This is a genomic window from Nonomuraea mangrovi (assembly GCF_042681425.1).
Classification (GTDB): Bacteria; Actinomycetota; Actinomycetes; order Streptosporangiales; family Streptosporangiaceae; genus Nonomuraea; species Nonomuraea mangrovi.
In genome coordinates, this window is the sequence record NZ_JBHUFV010000061.1 from 78,114 (window position 1) to 92,076 (window position 13,963).

The 13,963-nt window shown below is 71.7% G+C and carries 16 protein-coding genes; 11 read left to right on the forward strand and 5 right to left on the reverse strand.

Annotated elements, in window-relative coordinates; genetic code table 11:
- Positions 1-33 precede the first annotated feature (33 nt).
- Positions 34-1,896, reverse strand: a complete 1,863-nt coding sequence (locus ACFSKW_RS39235) for a helix-turn-helix domain-containing protein (protein WP_379578777.1) — start codon at positions 1,894-1,896, stop codon at positions 34-36.
- A 104-nt stretch (positions 1,897-2,000) separates the two neighbouring features.
- Between ACFSKW_RS39235 and ACFSKW_RS39240 the strand changes: the two genes are divergently transcribed.
- The 6 genes from ACFSKW_RS39240 (at position 2,001) to ACFSKW_RS39265 (ending at position 7,287) form a co-directional block, all read left to right on the forward strand.
- Entirely contained in the window at positions 2,001-2,555 is a 555-nt protein-coding gene (locus ACFSKW_RS39240) for a GlcG/HbpS family heme-binding protein (protein WP_379578779.1), read from the forward strand.
- Between the two features lie 154 nt (positions 2,556-2,709).
- Positions 2,710-3,288, forward strand: a complete 579-nt coding sequence (locus ACFSKW_RS39245) for a hypothetical protein (protein ID WP_379578781.1) — start codon at positions 2,710-2,712, stop codon at positions 3,286-3,288.
- Positions 3,289-3,621: 333 nt separating this feature from the next.
- A complete protein-coding gene (locus tag ACFSKW_RS39250; RefSeq protein ID WP_379578783.1) occupies positions 3,622-4,164 on the forward strand; it encodes an antibiotic biosynthesis monooxygenase in 543 nt (180 codons plus the stop codon).
- Between the two features lie 121 nt (positions 4,165-4,285).
- Complete coding sequence (locus ACFSKW_RS39255) at positions 4,286-4,480, forward strand: hypothetical protein (protein ID WP_379578785.1); 195 nt, start codon at positions 4,286-4,288, stop codon at positions 4,478-4,480.
- 21 nt (positions 4,481-4,501) lie between these two features.
- Positions 4,502-5,608 carry a hypothetical protein gene (locus ACFSKW_RS39260; RefSeq protein WP_379578787.1) on the forward strand — a complete coding sequence of 369 codons (1,107 nt, stop codon included), beginning with the start codon at positions 4,502-4,504 and terminating at the stop codon, positions 5,606-5,608.
- Positions 5,609-5,802: 194 nt separating this feature from the next.
- Complete coding sequence (locus tag ACFSKW_RS39265) at positions 5,803-7,287, forward strand: SDR family oxidoreductase (protein ID WP_379578789.1); 1,485 nt, start codon at positions 5,803-5,805, stop codon at positions 7,285-7,287.
- On the opposite strand, the gene ACFSKW_RS39270 is transcribed toward ACFSKW_RS39265, so the two are convergent.
- Complete coding sequence (locus ACFSKW_RS39270; protein WP_379578791.1) at positions 7,265-7,735, reverse strand: MarR family winged helix-turn-helix transcriptional regulator; 471 nt, start codon at positions 7,733-7,735, stop codon at positions 7,265-7,267. The genes ACFSKW_RS39265 and ACFSKW_RS39270 overlap by 23 nt on opposite strands.
- A gap of 64 nt (positions 7,736-7,799) precedes the next feature.
- On the opposite strand from ACFSKW_RS39270, the gene ACFSKW_RS39275 reads away from it, so the two are divergent.
- The 5 genes from ACFSKW_RS39275 (at position 7,800) to ACFSKW_RS39295 (ending at position 11,232) form a co-directional block, all read left to right on the forward strand.
- Complete coding sequence (locus ACFSKW_RS39275; protein ID WP_379578793.1) at positions 7,800-8,945, forward strand: FAD-dependent monooxygenase; 1,146 nt, start codon at positions 7,800-7,802, stop codon at positions 8,943-8,945.
- Between the two features lie 56 nt (positions 8,946-9,001).
- Positions 9,002-9,619, forward strand: a complete 618-nt coding sequence (locus ACFSKW_RS39280; RefSeq protein ID WP_379578795.1) for a hypothetical protein — start codon at positions 9,002-9,004, stop codon at positions 9,617-9,619.
- Between the two features lie 78 nt (positions 9,620-9,697).
- Positions 9,698-10,273: a hypothetical protein gene (locus tag ACFSKW_RS39285; protein WP_379578797.1), complete on the forward strand. Its 576-nt coding sequence runs from the start codon at positions 9,698-9,700 to the stop codon at positions 10,271-10,273.
- 5 nt (positions 10,274-10,278) lie between these two features.
- A complete protein-coding gene (locus tag ACFSKW_RS39290; protein ID WP_379578799.1) occupies positions 10,279-11,034 on the forward strand; it encodes a hypothetical protein in 756 nt (251 codons plus the stop codon).
- A gap of 6 nt (positions 11,035-11,040) precedes the next feature.
- On the forward strand, positions 11,041-11,232 hold the full coding sequence (locus ACFSKW_RS39295; RefSeq protein WP_379578801.1) for a hypothetical protein: 192 nt from the start codon (positions 11,041-11,043) through the stop codon (positions 11,230-11,232).
- 106 nt (positions 11,233-11,338) lie between these two features.
- Here the strand turns inward: ACFSKW_RS39295 and ACFSKW_RS39300 are convergent, their stop codons facing one another.
- The 3 genes from ACFSKW_RS39300 to ACFSKW_RS39310 are packed head-to-tail and all read right to left on the reverse strand — an operon-like array spanning position 11,339 to position 13,850.
- Positions 11,339-12,658 carry an NAD(P)/FAD-dependent oxidoreductase gene (locus ACFSKW_RS39300; protein ID WP_379578803.1) on the reverse strand — a complete coding sequence of 440 codons (1,320 nt, stop codon included), beginning with the start codon at positions 12,656-12,658 and terminating at the stop codon, positions 11,339-11,341.
- Positions 12,658-13,029: an ATP-binding protein gene (locus tag ACFSKW_RS39305; RefSeq protein WP_379578805.1), complete on the reverse strand. Its 372-nt coding sequence runs from the start codon at positions 13,027-13,029 to the stop codon at positions 12,658-12,660. Before ACFSKW_RS39305 ends, ACFSKW_RS39300 begins: the two co-directional genes overlap by 1 nt.
- A gap of 44 nt (positions 13,030-13,073) precedes the next feature.
- A complete protein-coding gene (locus ACFSKW_RS39310; protein WP_379578807.1) occupies positions 13,074-13,850 on the reverse strand; it encodes a SigB/SigF/SigG family RNA polymerase sigma factor in 777 nt (258 codons plus the stop codon).
- Positions 13,851-13,963: the final 113 nt, after the last annotated feature.

The following is a 13,963-nucleotide window of genomic DNA, read 5'->3' on the forward strand; positions in this document are numbered from 1 at the left end:
CCCCTGCTTCAGGACGGCCCGGCGGCAGGGGCATCACGGTACGAGGACGTCGTCGGCGGGCGGGGACAGCTCGTCGGACAGGGCACCGGTGACCGCGGCGAGAGTGTCGATGTGGTGGGCGAGCCAGACCATGAACTGGGTGTCGGCCGACCTGATGTCCATCCTGAGCGCCCGTGAGGCCCGGTCGAGCTTGTAGAGCATCGTGTTGCGGTGCAGCTTCAGCGTCCGGGCCGCGGCGTTCAGATTGCCCGCCGACCTGATGTAGGCGATGACCACCTGCTCCAGGTCTCCGCTCTGGCTGTGCACCCGCCGCAGCGACTCCAGGATCTCGCGCGCGAAGGCCCTTCCCTCCGCGCTGGCCGCCACCTCCTTGAGCGCGGCGTAGACGCGCAGGTCGTCGTAACCGCAGACGGGCGAGGCGTCGGTGTGGCGCGCCAGGCCCATCGCGACCCTCGCCTCGTAGTAGCTCGCCGCCACGCCCGCCGCGCCCCTGCCGGGGCGGCCCGAGGTGACCCTGAGGTCGTCGCCCAGGTGGGCGCGCAGGCTCCGGTGGAGATGCTGGGCGAACTGCGCGACGGCGCGCTGCTCGGCGAGCGGGTCGGCCGCCGCGCCCGCCGCCGCCACCTGGCGGATCACCACGATGAACGTGCCGACGGCGGCGGCCATGGTCCACCTGTCCGCCGAGGGCTCGACGGCCTGGGCGATCCGCGTCACGGCCGCGGCCCGCCGCTCGTCCCTGCGGCCGGCCGGCAGTAGCGCGCCCGCCGTCGCGGCGAACACGGCGAACCGTCCGGCGGTGTCGAACCCGTGGTGGCGGGCTCGCGCCTCCAGCTCGTGCGGGTCGGCGAAGCGCCCGTGCGCGAGCGCCTCCACGAAGTCGCCCCGCGCGCGTTCCTCCGCCGCCCTCACCGAGCGCTGGCGCAGCATCTCCGACCCGGTCAGCGTCGCGCCGTGCTCGGCGATGACCCGGTGCTGGGCGAGATCGTGCTCGTCGGACGGCCAGGACGGCTCGATCAGGACCAGCCTGCCGTACAGCTCGCCGCCGACGACGATCGGCGCGATCAGCACGTGGGTGGCGTGGGCCGGCCCCTCCCTTCGCAGGTCGAGCTCGATCAGGCCCGCCGCCGTGCCGTACCGGTCGCGCAGGTCGGGAAGGCGCTCGGCCAGCAGGCCGCCGATCTCCTCGGGGTCGCAGCCGGTGCCGTCGAAACCCGCGCAGGCCAGCGTCTCCCCGTCGGCGTCCATCGCCATGACGGGGCAGCGCGACAGGCCCGTGATGGCGCGCGCCATGGCGGGGATCCCCGATCCGCGCGCGAGCACCTCGGCCAGCGCGCGGTGCACCCGGGTGCTGTACTCCAGGACGTGGCTCGTCTGGGCGAGCGCCTTCTGCCCCACGAGCCGGCTCACCGCGCGGTAGTCGGCCTCCGCGGGCAGGATGAGCAGCAGGATGCCCGCCGCGTCCGCCGCGCGGGTCGCGGCCGCCAGGCCCGCGGGGTCGGCGAGCCGTCCGGCGGGCCCTTCCTGGGCCGCTGGGCCGTCAGGCGGGGACCAGGCCAGCAGCGCCGCCGCGCCGCGACCCGCGAGCTCCGCCACCAGGCCCTCGCCGCTCTCCCCTGTCAGCGTGGCGAGCGGCAGATGCACGGCGACGCCTGAGAGGTCACGGGGCGGCCCCTCCCCGGAGGCGGCGCCGGAGCCGGCCCTGGGTGTGGCCCCGGAGATGGCGTGATGGCCGACCTCCGACAGCGGCAGGCACCAGGACGCGGTACGGCCCAGCCCCGCCTCTCCGCCGATGACCCGCCCGCGTAACAGGGGCTCCGCCAGGAGCGTCCTGATCGGGACGTGTCCGTTGCCGTCGATTCCGTCGGTGCCGTCGATGGTCAGGTGTGGATGTGCCATGTGCCCAAATCCTGTCCCGCTGGTTCGGCGGATTGTCTGTTGCCCGGGGTCAGGCTCCCTCCGAGACTGACGGTGTGTGAAGGTCCCGTCCCCAGCGGGAGGAGTTGTTCATCAGTCTGGATTTCCCGCGCCAGGTGGGCAATAGCCGATTTCTCCGGCGCGGCGTCCTTCTTTTGCATGCCTATTCTCAGGAAAACGACGGAGGAAAAGTGCACCGCGTCTTTCGGCTGACCCTTGAGGACGCCCTCGTCATGCTGTCCGCCGCCGAGGAGGAGGCGCACAGGATCGGCGTCGAACAGACCATTTGCATCGCCGACGACGGCGCCCATCCGATCGCGCTGCACCGGATGACCGGAGCCCGGCTCACCGGCGTCGAGATAGCGATGGCGAAGGCGTTCACCGCCGCCGGGCACCGGCGGGACACGCACCGCTTCAACGAACCGCCGGACGGCCCCGCGCTGCCGGGCAACGAGGCCTTCGGGATCGGCCACATGCATCCGGGCAAGTTCGCGATCTTCGTGGGCGGGTTCCCGATCGTCCACGAGGGACAGGTGGTGGGCGCGGTGGGGGTGAGCGGCGGCAACGGCGAGCAGGACAAGGCGGTGGGCGCCGCCGCCCTGCGCGCCTTCCGCGAGAAGGTCGCGCCCTCGGCGGCATGACGGCCTGCCCACCGGAGCGCGGCGGCGCGGCGCCCTCCCTGCCCGGGCGTGACGTGAATCCTTTCGGGGTGCTTACGTCCTGCCGCGGAAGCTGTCCGCCCGGTCGTGCGGCGGCGATCATAACGGTCGTCCCCACACGTCGAGGAGTACCAGAATGAGATCATCTCTGTATCGCGCCAGCGCGGTGGCGGGGCTGGGCTGCGCCGTCCTGCTGCTGGTCAACGTCGCCCGCCGTGGCGGGTTACTGCCCGAGACCGCCTTCACGCACTCCATCGCGCCGCTCGCGCCGCTGGCAGGGCTGCTGGCGGTCACGGGTCTCTACCTGCTGATCCGCCACCGGGCGGGTGGGCTCGGCCTGGCCGGCTTCCTGCTCAACGCGGCCGGGCTCGCCGGCGCGTTCGCCATCGAGTACAGCCTGCACTTCGTCTTCCCCTACCTCGGGCGGTCGGCGACCGGCGAGTTGCTGGCCGGAGGGACGGGGCGGGCCTTCCTCGTCACCTCGGTCATCCTGCTGGCGGGCGTTCTCACCTTCGGCCTCGCGGCGCTGCGGTCGGGCTCGCTCCCCGTCGTGGCGGTCGTCCTCTACATGGCCGGGATGGTCCCCGGCTCGCTCAGGAGCGCGGTGCCGCTGCCGGTGTACCTGGCCGGTCTGGCCGCCGCCGCGGTCGGCATCGCCTGGATGACCGCGGGGCTGTGGAGGGCGTCCGACGACGCCCCTGTCGCCACGACCTGACGGGCGGCCGGTGCCGGCAGGCCCTCGCGGGAGCGGATCGCGCGCCATCGTGGCCCTGCTCGCCGGCGACGCCAGGTTCACCACGCCGCCGCTGCCCGCATGGCTCGCCGGCGACGCCAGGTTCACCATGCCGCCGCTGCCCGCGTGGTTCGCCGGCCGCGACGACATCCGCCGGTTCTTCACCGAACGCGTCTTCGCCACCCCGCGGCGGCCGGCGCCGCCGCCGCTGCGGCCTTCCCGAGGAGTTTCCGGCATCCTGAGGCGGGTGCGGCCGCGCAGGCCGGCAGGGGGACGGTGGTTGAAGAGAGCCCTCGATTGCGGTCGGGTGGTGGGATGGAAGAGGAACCGGTCACGCTGCTCTTCACCTGGGACGTCGCGCCAGGCAGGCGGGAGGCGTTCGAGCGCTGGCTGTACGACGTCAACGCCGCCGCCATGAAGTTCTCCGGCCATCTGGGGGTGACCTGGCTGCGGCCAGGAGAGAAGGAGGGCCGGTACTTCGCGATCCTGCGGTTCACCGACGTCACGAGCCTGAAGCGCTGGCTGAACTCCGATGAGAGGGCGACCTGGGTGGACAGGCTGGATGGCATCGCCACCGAGGCGGAGCCGAGGGTGTCCACGACGGGGATGGAATCGTGGTTCAGCCTGCCGCACTGCACGGTGGCGCCGCCGTCGCGGTGGAAGACGGCGTTGACCTCGTTCGTGGCCGTCTACCCGTGCGTGCTGCTGTTCCAGTGGCTGCTGGCGGGCAGGATCGCGAGCCTCCCTCTGCCGTTGCCGCTGCGCGCCATGACGCTGCCCGCGATGCTGTCGCCGCTGCTGACCTACGCCCTCATGCCGCTGCTGAGCCGGGTGCTGCGCCGCTGGCTGTACCGGTAGCGATCCCCGCTGGAGCGGTCACGGCCCGCCTCAGCCGCGCCGCCGGCAGGGACAGGCGTGCCGGAAAGCGGCTTGCAAGCGGCCGGCTCTATCACTGGGTCAGACACCTGGAGGAGCCCCGATGACAGTCCTGTCGGCCCTGCCGTCCGCGACACGCGGCGCAGTCCTCCTCTCGCTCGCGGGAGCGTTCCCGGCGGGCTGCGGGTCGACGCCCGGGTCCGCCGCGAAGAGCGACGTGTCCGCGCAGGAGGCCGCCACGTCCACCGCCACCTGGCTCACCCCGACCTTCGACGCGATCCTCACCGCCGTCGCCTAGACCGCACCGAAAGGAATGATCATGCTTCGACTGTTACTGGGCGTCGGGACCGCCGTCGCCGTCACGCTGGCCGGCCAGCCTGCGCAGGCCGCCGCACCCGCGTGGCGGATCGTCAAGGGCGTCGACATCGGCGAGAGCGCGACGGCCCTGCTGGACGTGGCCGCGTCGGGCCCGCGCGACGCGTGGGCCGCCGGCTACGCCTGCAGCGCCGAGGACAGGGAAGGCTGCGCCGCGATCATCCGGTGGAACGGCTCGCGCTGGAGCAAGGCCAACCCGCCCGGGGCCGACCTCGAGCACGTCGAGGGCGTCAGCGCGGCCTCACCGACCGACGTGTGGGCGGTGGGCAACGGCACCGCCCCCTGGGCCGGCCACTGGACCGGCCCGCGGTGGACCGGCTACAAGCCGCTCGGCTCAGGAGCGGAGAGCAGGCTGGCGGACGTCGCCGTCTCGGGCGGCAGGCCGTGGCTCGTGGGCACCGTCAAGGGCAGCGGCGTGGTCCTGGGCTGGAACCGGGACAAGGGCTTCTACCGGGCGCACTCCCTGCCGGGCAAGCTCGAGGCCGTGACGTCGCGCGCGGGGACGGGCGAGATCTGGGCCGTCGGCTCGACCGGGACCCAGCCGCTGATCGTCCGCGGCACCGACGGCGGCAGGACGTGGAAGCTCACCCCCGCCCCCTCGATCCCTGACGGGCACCTGACACGCGTGTGGCAGGTCGCCGGCGGGGACGTCTGGGCCGTCGGGTACGCGGGCAAGGCCTCCTATGACCACAAGGACTTCCTCGCCTCCAGGCCGATCGCGCTCCATTACGACGGCAGGTCATGGCGTCAGGTGGCCGTCCCCGTGGCCAGGGGACGGCTGACCGGCCTGACCAGCGACGCCGCAGGCACCGTCTGGGCCAGCGGCGTCGACTTCGCGCACGGCAGGCGGATCATGTTCCTGCGGTACGCCGGGGACAGGCTGACCGCCTCCTACGGACCCGAGCTGCCCCTGCGGGAGCAGCGCGCGTACGACCACCAGACGGTGACGAGGACGTCGATCACCAGGATCCCCGGATCGAGCGGCCTCTGGGCGGTCGCGGCCGCCGGCGGCGGCGACTTCGAGAGCCACTTCCTGCTCACGTACGGCTGAGCCAGGCCGGGGCCGCTACGCGGGCATGCGCCCGCGCCCGGCCCGGGAAGCGCCGAACAGGCCGGGCCGAAGGGCTCGTCGTCCGCCGCGGCCGGGCTGAAGGGCTCGTCGTCCGCCGCGGCGGGCGGCGCGCCTCCTGGCCCAAGGAGCGGCGAAACATGACAATGCCGCCACCGGCGGGGTAGGCACTGGGCATGACTCGCTGCCTGGTCACGGGGGCCACCGGGTACATCGGCGGCAGGCTCGTGCCCGAACTGCTGGCGGCAGGCCACGACGTCCGCTGCATGGTGCGCTCGGCGGGGCGGCTGCGCGATCTGCCGTGGGCGGGCAGGACCGAGATCGCCGAGGCTGACGCGCGCGACCCCGAGCGCGTGGCCGCGGCCCTGCGCGGGATCGACGTCGCCTACTACCTCATCCACGGCATGAGCGGCGGGCGGGGCTTCGCCGCCTCCGACCGGGACGCCGCGCGCACGTTCGCGGTGGCGGCACGGCGTGCGGGGGTTCGCAGGGTGGTCTATCTCGGCGGGCTCACCCCTGACGCCGGCGAGGGGCACCGGCTGTCGGCGCACATGAGCTCGCGGGCCGAGGTCGGCGAGATCTTCCTGGCGTCCGGCGTGCCCAGTGTGGTGCTCAGAGCCGCGGTGATCATCGGGTCGGGCTCGGCCTCCTTCGAGATGCTGCGGTACCTGGCGGAGCGGCTGCCGGTGATGACGACGCCGCGCTGGGTACGCAGCCGTACCCAGCCGATCGCCGTCCGGGACGTGCTCCGCTATCTGGTGGCGTGGGCGGGGATCGCCGAGGAGGTCAACAGCGGGTTCGACATCGGCGGGCCCGACGTGCTGACCTACGCCGAGATGATGCGGCGCTACGCCGCCGTGGCAGGGCTGCCGCCACGGCTGATCATTCCCGTGCCGCTGCTGACCCCGAGACTGTCGAGTCTCTGGGTCGGGCTGGTCACGCCGGTCCCCGCGGCGATCGCGCGCCCCCTGGTGGAGTCGCTGCGCAGCCAGGCGGTGTGCCGCGAGCACGACATCGCCCGGTACGTCGCCGACCCCGAGGGCGGCCTGATCGGCTTCGACCGGGCCGTCTCGCTGGCCCTTCAGAAGATCAAGGAGGCCGATGTGGCGACCAGGTGGTCCTCGGCCGCCATGCCGGGGGCTCCGAGCGATCCCCTGCCCACCGATCCCGATTGGGCGGGCGGCAGCCTCTACATCGACCGGCGCGCCATCACCGTCGCGGCCGACCCCGAGGCCCTGTGGCGGGTCATCGAGGGGATCGGCGGCGAGAACGGCTGGTACTCCCTTCCCGTCGCCTGGAAGGTCCGCGGCGCGCTCGACCGGATGGTCGGTGGCGTGGGCCTGCGCCGCGGCCGCCGGGACCCCCTGCGGCTGAGGGTGGGCGACTCCATCGACTTCTGGCGCGTCGAGGAGATCGAGCAGGGGCGCCTGCTCCGCCTGCGGGCCGAGATGCGACTGCCTGGTCTTGCCTGGCTGGAGCTGAGCCAGGGCGTCGAGGATGGGCGGACCGTCTACCGTCAGCGGGCCGTCTTCCACCCGCACGGCCTGCTCGGCCACCTCTACTGGTGGTCGATCCTCCCCTTTCACGGCCTGATCTTCGGCCGGATGCCGAGGAACGTGGCGGCCGCGGCCAGGGGCCTCATGGGGCGAGGTGCGGTGTGACGGCCCGCTGGATGGCCGTGGCCCTGGTCAGGAAGTCGAGGATCAATTCCAGCTGCTCGTCGGTGTAGCCGCCGTAGAGCTCGGTGAGCCCCGAGACCAGCCCGTCGAACAGGCTCCCGAAGCCGGCCAGCCTGCCGTAGTCGACCTCGACGATCACCCTGCGCTTGTCACGGGGGTCGCGGGTGCGGTGGGCCAGGCCCTTGGCTTCCAGGCGGTCGATCAGCCCGCTGACCGACGCGGGGGCCAGTCCCGTGTGCTGGCTGATCTCTCCTGCCGTCATCGGCCCGTTCCGCTGGAGCAGGTCGAGCGCCTTCTCCTCCGTCATGCCCAGGCCGATGCGCGCCGCGACCGCGGTGTGGAACATCACCGCCGCGTTGCTGTTGTCCCGGCCTGCGACGAACAGCGCTTCGAGAAGTTTCTTTCGGTGTTCCGAAATATCTGTTGACACGAGCCTCCCCCTCCGGCCTATATTTCGTTCGGCCGAACGAAATAACTATGGAGAGGGTAACACGATGAAGGCTCTGATCATCGGATGCGGCATCGGCGGGCCCGCGACGGCGATGGCGCTCCAGCGCGTGGGCATCGACGCGGAGATCTTCGAGGCCTACGACGTGACCGCCGACAACGTCGGCTCGTTCCTGAACGTCGCCTCGAACGGCCTGGACGCCCTGCGCACCCTGGGCGCGCACAAGGAGGTCCTGACGGCGGGCATTCCGACCCCCCGCATGGTCATGTGGAGCGGGACGGGCAAGCGCCTCGGCGAGGTCGCCAACGGGCTGGCACTGGACGACGGCACGGTGAGCCACACCATCCAGCGCTCCGACCTGTACCGCATCGTCCGCGACGAGGCCGTCAGGCGCGGCATCACCGTCTCGTACGGCAAGCGCATGGTCGCCTACCAGGAGACGTCCAGCAGCGTCACCGCCCGGTTCGAGGACGGCACCGAGGCGACGGGCGACCTGCTCATCGCGGCCGACGGCGTGCACTCCCGCACCCGCGCACTGCTCGACCCGGCCGCGCCCGCCCCCCGCTACAGCGGGCTGTACAGCTTCGGCGGCATCGTCAAGGACGCCGACTTCACCGGCGAGGTGGGCGTCTACAACATGATCTTCGGCAAGAGGGCCTTCTTCGGCTACACCGTGGCGGCCTCGGGCGAGACCTGGTGGTTCGCCAACCTGCCGCGCGAGCTCGGCGACGTGCCCGCCGACTGGAAGGCCACGCTGATCGAGGCGTTCTCGGGCGACGACAACTTCGCCGCCGAGCTGATCCGGCGCAGCTCGATCGACCTGGCGCTGCCGATCCACGACCTGCCGCCCGTGCCGACCTGGCACCGGGGCAGGGTCCTGCTCACCGGCGACGCCGCGCACGCCACCTCCCCCAGCTCGGGACAGGGCGGCTCCATGGCGATCGAGGACGCTCTCGTGCTGGCCGCGGCCCTGCGCGACGAGGCCGACCACGAGGCGGCGTTCGCCTGCTACGAGCGGCAGCGCCGCGAGCGGGTCGAGCGCGTGGTGGCCTGGTCGAGGAAGATCAGCAACAGCAAGGCGGCGGGGCCGGTGGCCAGGGTCTTCCGCGACCTGATGCTCCCGATCTTCCTCAAGAAGTCGGCCGGCGACGAGTCGCTCGCCTGGATGTACCGGCACCACATCGCGCTCTGAGCGGCACGGCGAGCGTGCCACCCCCTGTCCACCGCGAGCGCGCCACCTTCAACGTCATGGGCACGATCTCGGACCGGGTCCCGCTGCGCGACGACAGGCCTCTGGCCGGTCCCGCGGAGCGCTGGATCGCGGCCTGCGACCCCACCTCGGCTGAACCCGCCCCCGCGCCGACGCGTCCGCCCCGGCGGGCTCCCCCGGCGGCGGGCGGAACGCCTAACCTGGGCGGGACGGCGAGCTGGGAGGACGCGGTGGGGCGCAGGCCGACGATCGACAGGGCCGAGCTGGAGCGGCTGGTCGGGGCGGGGATGAGCGTGCGGGAGCTGGCCGCGCACTTCGGGGTGAGCGAGTCGGGGGTCCTGCAGGCCAAGCGGGCCGCGGGCCTGGCCAAGCCGCAGCTCGACCACGGCGGGGCGCTTCCGTGGACGCTCAGCCGTACGCACGCGCAGTCGGGGCCCGCCACCAACCTGCGGAACCTGTCGGCGGCGGCGCAGGGGGCGCGGGTGGCGCCCGAGCGGTTGAACACCGCGCTGCGGTGGGCGCGACGGCTGGTGGAGCAGGGACTGGATGTGGCCTACGACCCGGTGGAGGGGTTCACGGAGGTCCCCGCGCCACCATCGGGCTCACACGTCGCCGAGGTGCTCGGCCGGGCGGTGAAGGTCCTGGAAGCCGACTGACGCCGGCGTTTCGACTCTCGCCGCCAGGGCAGTCGGAGGGCCAATCACGGCCCATCGCGACAGACCCGGAGGCGTCAGATGACCACCTCAACTCTGATCTGGGTGGCCGTCATCGTGGTGGTGGTTATCGCCATCGCCGCAGTCGGTTACGCCCTACTGCAGCAGAAGCGCCGGACCCGACTTCAGGACAGGTTCGGGCCTGAATACGAGCGTACGGTCGCCGAGCACGACAACCGGCGCGAGGCGGAGCAGGAACTGCGCTCCCGTGAGCAGCGTGTCGCCGACCTCGACATCAGGCCACTCGCTCAGGACAGCCGGGCCGACTACGCCAGCCGCTGGATCGAGGTGCAGGAGCGCTTCGTCGACGCGCCCGGCTTCGCGGTGACCGAGGCGGACCAGTTGGTGACGTCGGTCATGGGCGATCGCGGCTATCCCACGCGCGACTTCGACGACAAGATCTCGACGCTGTCCGTCGGCCACGCGGAGACGCTCGGCCACTACCGGCTGGCCCATGAGATCAGCGGGCGCGCCGCCAGGAAGGAGGCCTCGACCGAGGAGCTCCGCCAGGCCATGGTGCACTACCGCGTGCTGTTCCACGAACTGCTGCACGACGACGCCCCTCAATCCGCCCGTCACGAACCAGGAGGACGGTGAACGATATGACCGAGCACAGGCACGCCGAGGACGCACTGCAGGTGCCGCCGCCACGCGCCGACCAGCCGCCCGAGGGCCGGCCAGGGGACCAGGAGGCCGTGGGAGCCGACACCCGCGACGAGCGCGCCGAGCAGCAGTGGCAGGGGCAGGAGCGTGAGGAGAGGATCCAGGACGACCGGACGCGCGAGGGCCGGTGGGAGGACCGCACCGAGGACGAGCACATGGCACAGGCCCGCGCGTCCCAGGAGGGCATGCCCGAGCAGGGCAGGCGGCAGCCGATGACCGACGCGGACCCCGAGAGCCCGCAGGACGACACCCGCTACCGCGACCCCTACGAGACGCGGACGCCTGACGACGTCCTCGCGACCGGCACCCGCGCCACCGACGCGGACATGAGAACCGGCGACACGGGGATGACCGGCGACATGAGGACCGGCGGGGAGCGGGCGGAGACCGCCGGGAGCGCGGGTGTGGAGACCCGCTCCGAGCAGGCCGCCTTCATGCTCGACCAGGATCCCGAGCAGATGCGCCTGCGCTGGCGCGAGGTCCAGGCCTGCTTCGTCGACGATCCCCGCCTGTCGGTCGAGCGCGCCGACACGCTGGTGGACGAGTTGTTGTCGACGCTCACCTCCCAGGCCGGCCACCTGCGCGACCGCTGGAAGAACGCGAGCGGGAGCGACACCGAGCAGCTGCGCCAGGCGCTGCGCGAGTACCGCTCGATGCTGGACCGGCTGCTCACCCTCACGTCGGCAGAAAGGTGATATGACATGCTCGCCATCGTCGCCGCGATCGTGTTCGGGCTCGGGTTCTTACTGGACCTGCTGAACACCAGGATCGCCGGGATCAGCGGTATGGCCTTCGTGCTTCTCGGCCTGTGCCTGCTCGCCCTTCACCAGGCGGGGATCGGAACGGCCAGCATCGGCAGCTACCGCGGAGGCTGGCGCCGTACCCGCCGCTAGACCGGACAGCCCGCACGGACGAAATGGGGCGCCCCCTGGATTCAGGGGGCGCCCCGCTCGTGCGCGTGGTCACCGGATGGAACGCCGTAGCCGGATGGAACGCCGCCTACACGTGGGCGACGGGTTCGGCGGTGGTGCGGGCGGCGTACTCGAACTCCCTGCGAGGGTCGGTCAGCGCGCCCAGCGCCGTGATGTCCCTGCGGAAGAACAGCGCGAGCGTCCAGTCCAGGAGCACGCGCACCTTCCTGTTCAGGGTCGGCATCTTCGTCAGGTGGTACGTCCTGTGGATGAGCCACGCCAGCGCGCCCCGCAGCTTCACGCCGTAGATCTGCGCCACGCCCTTGTGCAGGCCGAGGCTGGCGACCGAGCCGGCGTAGGCGTGACGGTACGGCCTGCGCCGGGTGCCCCTGATCGTGGCCAGCAGGTTGTCGGCCATCACCCTGGCCTGCCGTACGGCGTGCTGCGCGTTGGGCGCGGTGAACTCGCCCGGCCTGGTCAGGTCGGGCACGGCCGCGCAGTCGCCCGCGGTGAAGACGTCGTCGTATCCCTCGACGTTGAGGAACGGCGTGGCCCGCACCCTGCCCTTGCCGTCGATGGGCAGGTCGCTCCGCGCCACGACGGGGTTGGGTTTGACGCCCGCCGTCCACACCAGCGTGTCCGTGTCGAACGCGGAGCCGTCGTCGAGCACGACGCGCCCGTCCTTGACCGATTCGAGCTTGGTCCTCAGGCGTACGTCGATGCCGCGGTGGCGTAGCTGCTCCAGCGTCCACATGCCCATCTCGGGCCCCACCTCGGGCAGGATGCGGTCGGTCGCCTCCACGAGGTACCACTTCAGGTCGGCCGGCTCGATGCTCGGGTAGTAGCGGCAGGCGTCGTGCGCCATGTCCTCCAGCTCGGCCAGGGCCTCCACGCCCGCGAAGCCCGCGCCGACGAACACGAACGTCAGCGCCTGGCGCCTGATCCTCTCGTCCTGGGTCGACTCGGCCAGGTCCATCTGGCCGAGGACGTGGTTGCGCAGGTGGATGGCCTCCTCGATGGTCTTGAACCCGATGCCGTTCTCGGCCAGGCCGGGGATGGGAAGGGTGCGGGAGACCGAGCCAGGGCAGACGACGAGCAGGTCGTAGCCGATCCTGCGTGGAGGGCCCTTGTGCGGCCTGAACTCCACCTCGTGCCGGCTGGTGTCGATGGCGTCGACCACGCCGTTGAGGATCGTGCAGCGGGGCAGAACCCTGCGCAAGGAGACGACGACGTGCCTGGCCTCGAGGTTGCCCGCCGCCGCTTCAGGCAGGAACGGCTGGTAGGTCATGTAGGAGTCGACGTCGATGAGGGTGATGTGCGCCTCGCCCCTGCGGAGCCTGCGCTGGAGTCGCAGCGCCGTGTACATCCCGACGGAGCCGCCACCGAGGATCACTATGCGAGGAGTCATCACGCTCCCTTACCCCCGAACCGCATCGTTACCGTGCTTCCGTCCCGCCCGGTGCGGAAGCCGATCCACCGGGCGAGGCTGCGGGCCACCCACAGGCCCATGCCGCTGGTCGCATGCGGCGGCGGAGGCGTGCTGCCAGGGCTGCCTTCGAGCTCCCAGCGGCCGTCGTCGTGCACTTCCACGATGACGTCGTCACGCTCGTGCCACACGCGCAGGCGCGCCCTGCCCGTTCCGTGGGTGACCGCGTTGGTCGCGACCTCGTTCACGGCGACGAGCAGGTCGGTGACCTCCTCGTCGGGCAGCCCCGCGGCGCGCGCGTGGACCGCGGCGAAGTTGCGGACCTCCGGCAGGTCGGAGAGTCGGAAGAGCACTTCCCTTGCCGGAGCGTCCGCGTTCTCGTCCACTGGAAGGACCCCTAGCGTTCTGCGATGAGTTCTGCCCTGAGCTGGTCGAGCACCTTGCGCAGGATGCGCGAGACGTGCATCTGCGAGATCCCGAACTCCGCGGCGATCTCGGCCTGGGTCATGTTGCCGAAGAAACGCAGGAGCAGGATGTTCTTCTCCCTGGTGGGCAGGGCGTCGATGAGAGGCTTGACGGCCTGCTGGTCGACCAGGTTGTTGAGCGCGTCGTCGTCGCCGGGGATGACGTCCCCGAGAGAGGCGGCGTCGTCGTCGGCGCCCAGCGGGGCGTCGAGCGAGAGCGTGCTGTAGGCGGCGGAGGCGTCCAGCGTGAGCAGCACGTCCTCCTCGGAGATGTTCATCTTGGCGGCCAGCTCCGCCACCGTGGGCGCGCGGCCCAGGTCCTGGCTGAGATCGGAGACCAGCCTGTTCAGCTCGGAGCGGCGCTCCTGGTAGAGCCGCGGCACCCTGATGGCCCAGGTGCGGTCGCGGAAGTGACGCTTGACCTCGCCTGTCATGGTGACGACGGCGTAGCCCCTGAAGGCGTGGCCGAGTGCGGCGTCGAAACCGTTGATGGCCTTCATGAGTCCGACGTAGGCGGCCTGCAGCAGGTCCTCCATCGGCTCGCCCCGGTAGCGGTAACGCCTGGCGATCTCCGTGGCCAGGGAGCGGTGCATCTCGACGACGCGCTCGCGGACCCTTTCCCTGACAGAGTCGGGGGTGTCTTCCCTGACCATCTCCGCCAGCAGTTCCTCGGCGGTCATGTCTTCGAGGACTCGTTCCTGAACAGCCATTCCTGTCTGCTCCTCATATCTTCGCCGGCCGCACCCCCGCACAGCGAAAAAGCCCAGGCAGAGGCGCGCCTCGATGGAGGTCGCTCGTAAAGCCCTCTGCTGGACTTCGACTC

What these genes read in the sequence shown, in the direction of transcription:
- ACFSKW_RS39235 (WP_379578777.1), bottom strand. Translation starts at nt 1,896, where the DNA reads ATGGCACATCCACACCTGACCATCGACGGCACCGACGGAATCGACGGC.
- ACFSKW_RS39245 (WP_379578781.1), top strand. Translation starts at nt 2,710, where the DNA reads ATGAGATCATCTCTGTATCGCGCCAGCGCGGTGGCGGGGCTGGGCTGC.
- ACFSKW_RS39250 (WP_379578783.1), top strand. Translation starts at nt 3,622, where the DNA reads ATGGAAGAGGAACCGGTCACGCTGCTCTTCACCTGGGACGTCGCGCCA.
- ACFSKW_RS39255 (WP_379578785.1), top strand. Translation starts at nt 4,286, where the DNA reads ATGACAGTCCTGTCGGCCCTGCCGTCCGCGACACGCGGCGCAGTCCTC.
- ACFSKW_RS39260 (WP_379578787.1), top strand. Translation starts at nt 4,502, where the DNA reads ATGCTTCGACTGTTACTGGGCGTCGGGACCGCCGTCGCCGTCACGCTG.
- ACFSKW_RS39265 (WP_379578789.1), top strand. Translation starts at nt 5,803, where the DNA reads ATGACTCGCTGCCTGGTCACGGGGGCCACCGGGTACATCGGCGGCAGG.
- ACFSKW_RS39275 (WP_379578793.1), top strand. Translation starts at nt 7,800, where the DNA reads ATGAAGGCTCTGATCATCGGATGCGGCATCGGCGGGCCCGCGACGGCG.
- ACFSKW_RS39280 (WP_379578795.1), top strand. Translation starts at nt 9,002, where the DNA reads ATGGGCACGATCTCGGACCGGGTCCCGCTGCGCGACGACAGGCCTCTG.
- ACFSKW_RS39285 (WP_379578797.1), top strand. Translation starts at nt 9,698, where the DNA reads ATGACCACCTCAACTCTGATCTGGGTGGCCGTCATCGTGGTGGTGGTT.
- ACFSKW_RS39290 (WP_379578799.1), top strand. Translation starts at nt 10,279, where the DNA reads ATGACCGAGCACAGGCACGCCGAGGACGCACTGCAGGTGCCGCCGCCA.
- ACFSKW_RS39295 (WP_379578801.1), top strand. Translation starts at nt 11,041, where the DNA reads ATGCTCGCCATCGTCGCCGCGATCGTGTTCGGGCTCGGGTTCTTACTG.
- ACFSKW_RS39300 (WP_379578803.1), bottom strand. Translation starts at nt 12,658, where the DNA reads ATGACTCCTCGCATAGTGATCCTCGGTGGCGGCTCCGTCGGGATGTAC.
- ACFSKW_RS39310 (WP_379578807.1), bottom strand. Translation starts at nt 13,850, where the DNA reads ATGGCTGTTCAGGAACGAGTCCTCGAAGACATGACCGCCGAGGAACTG.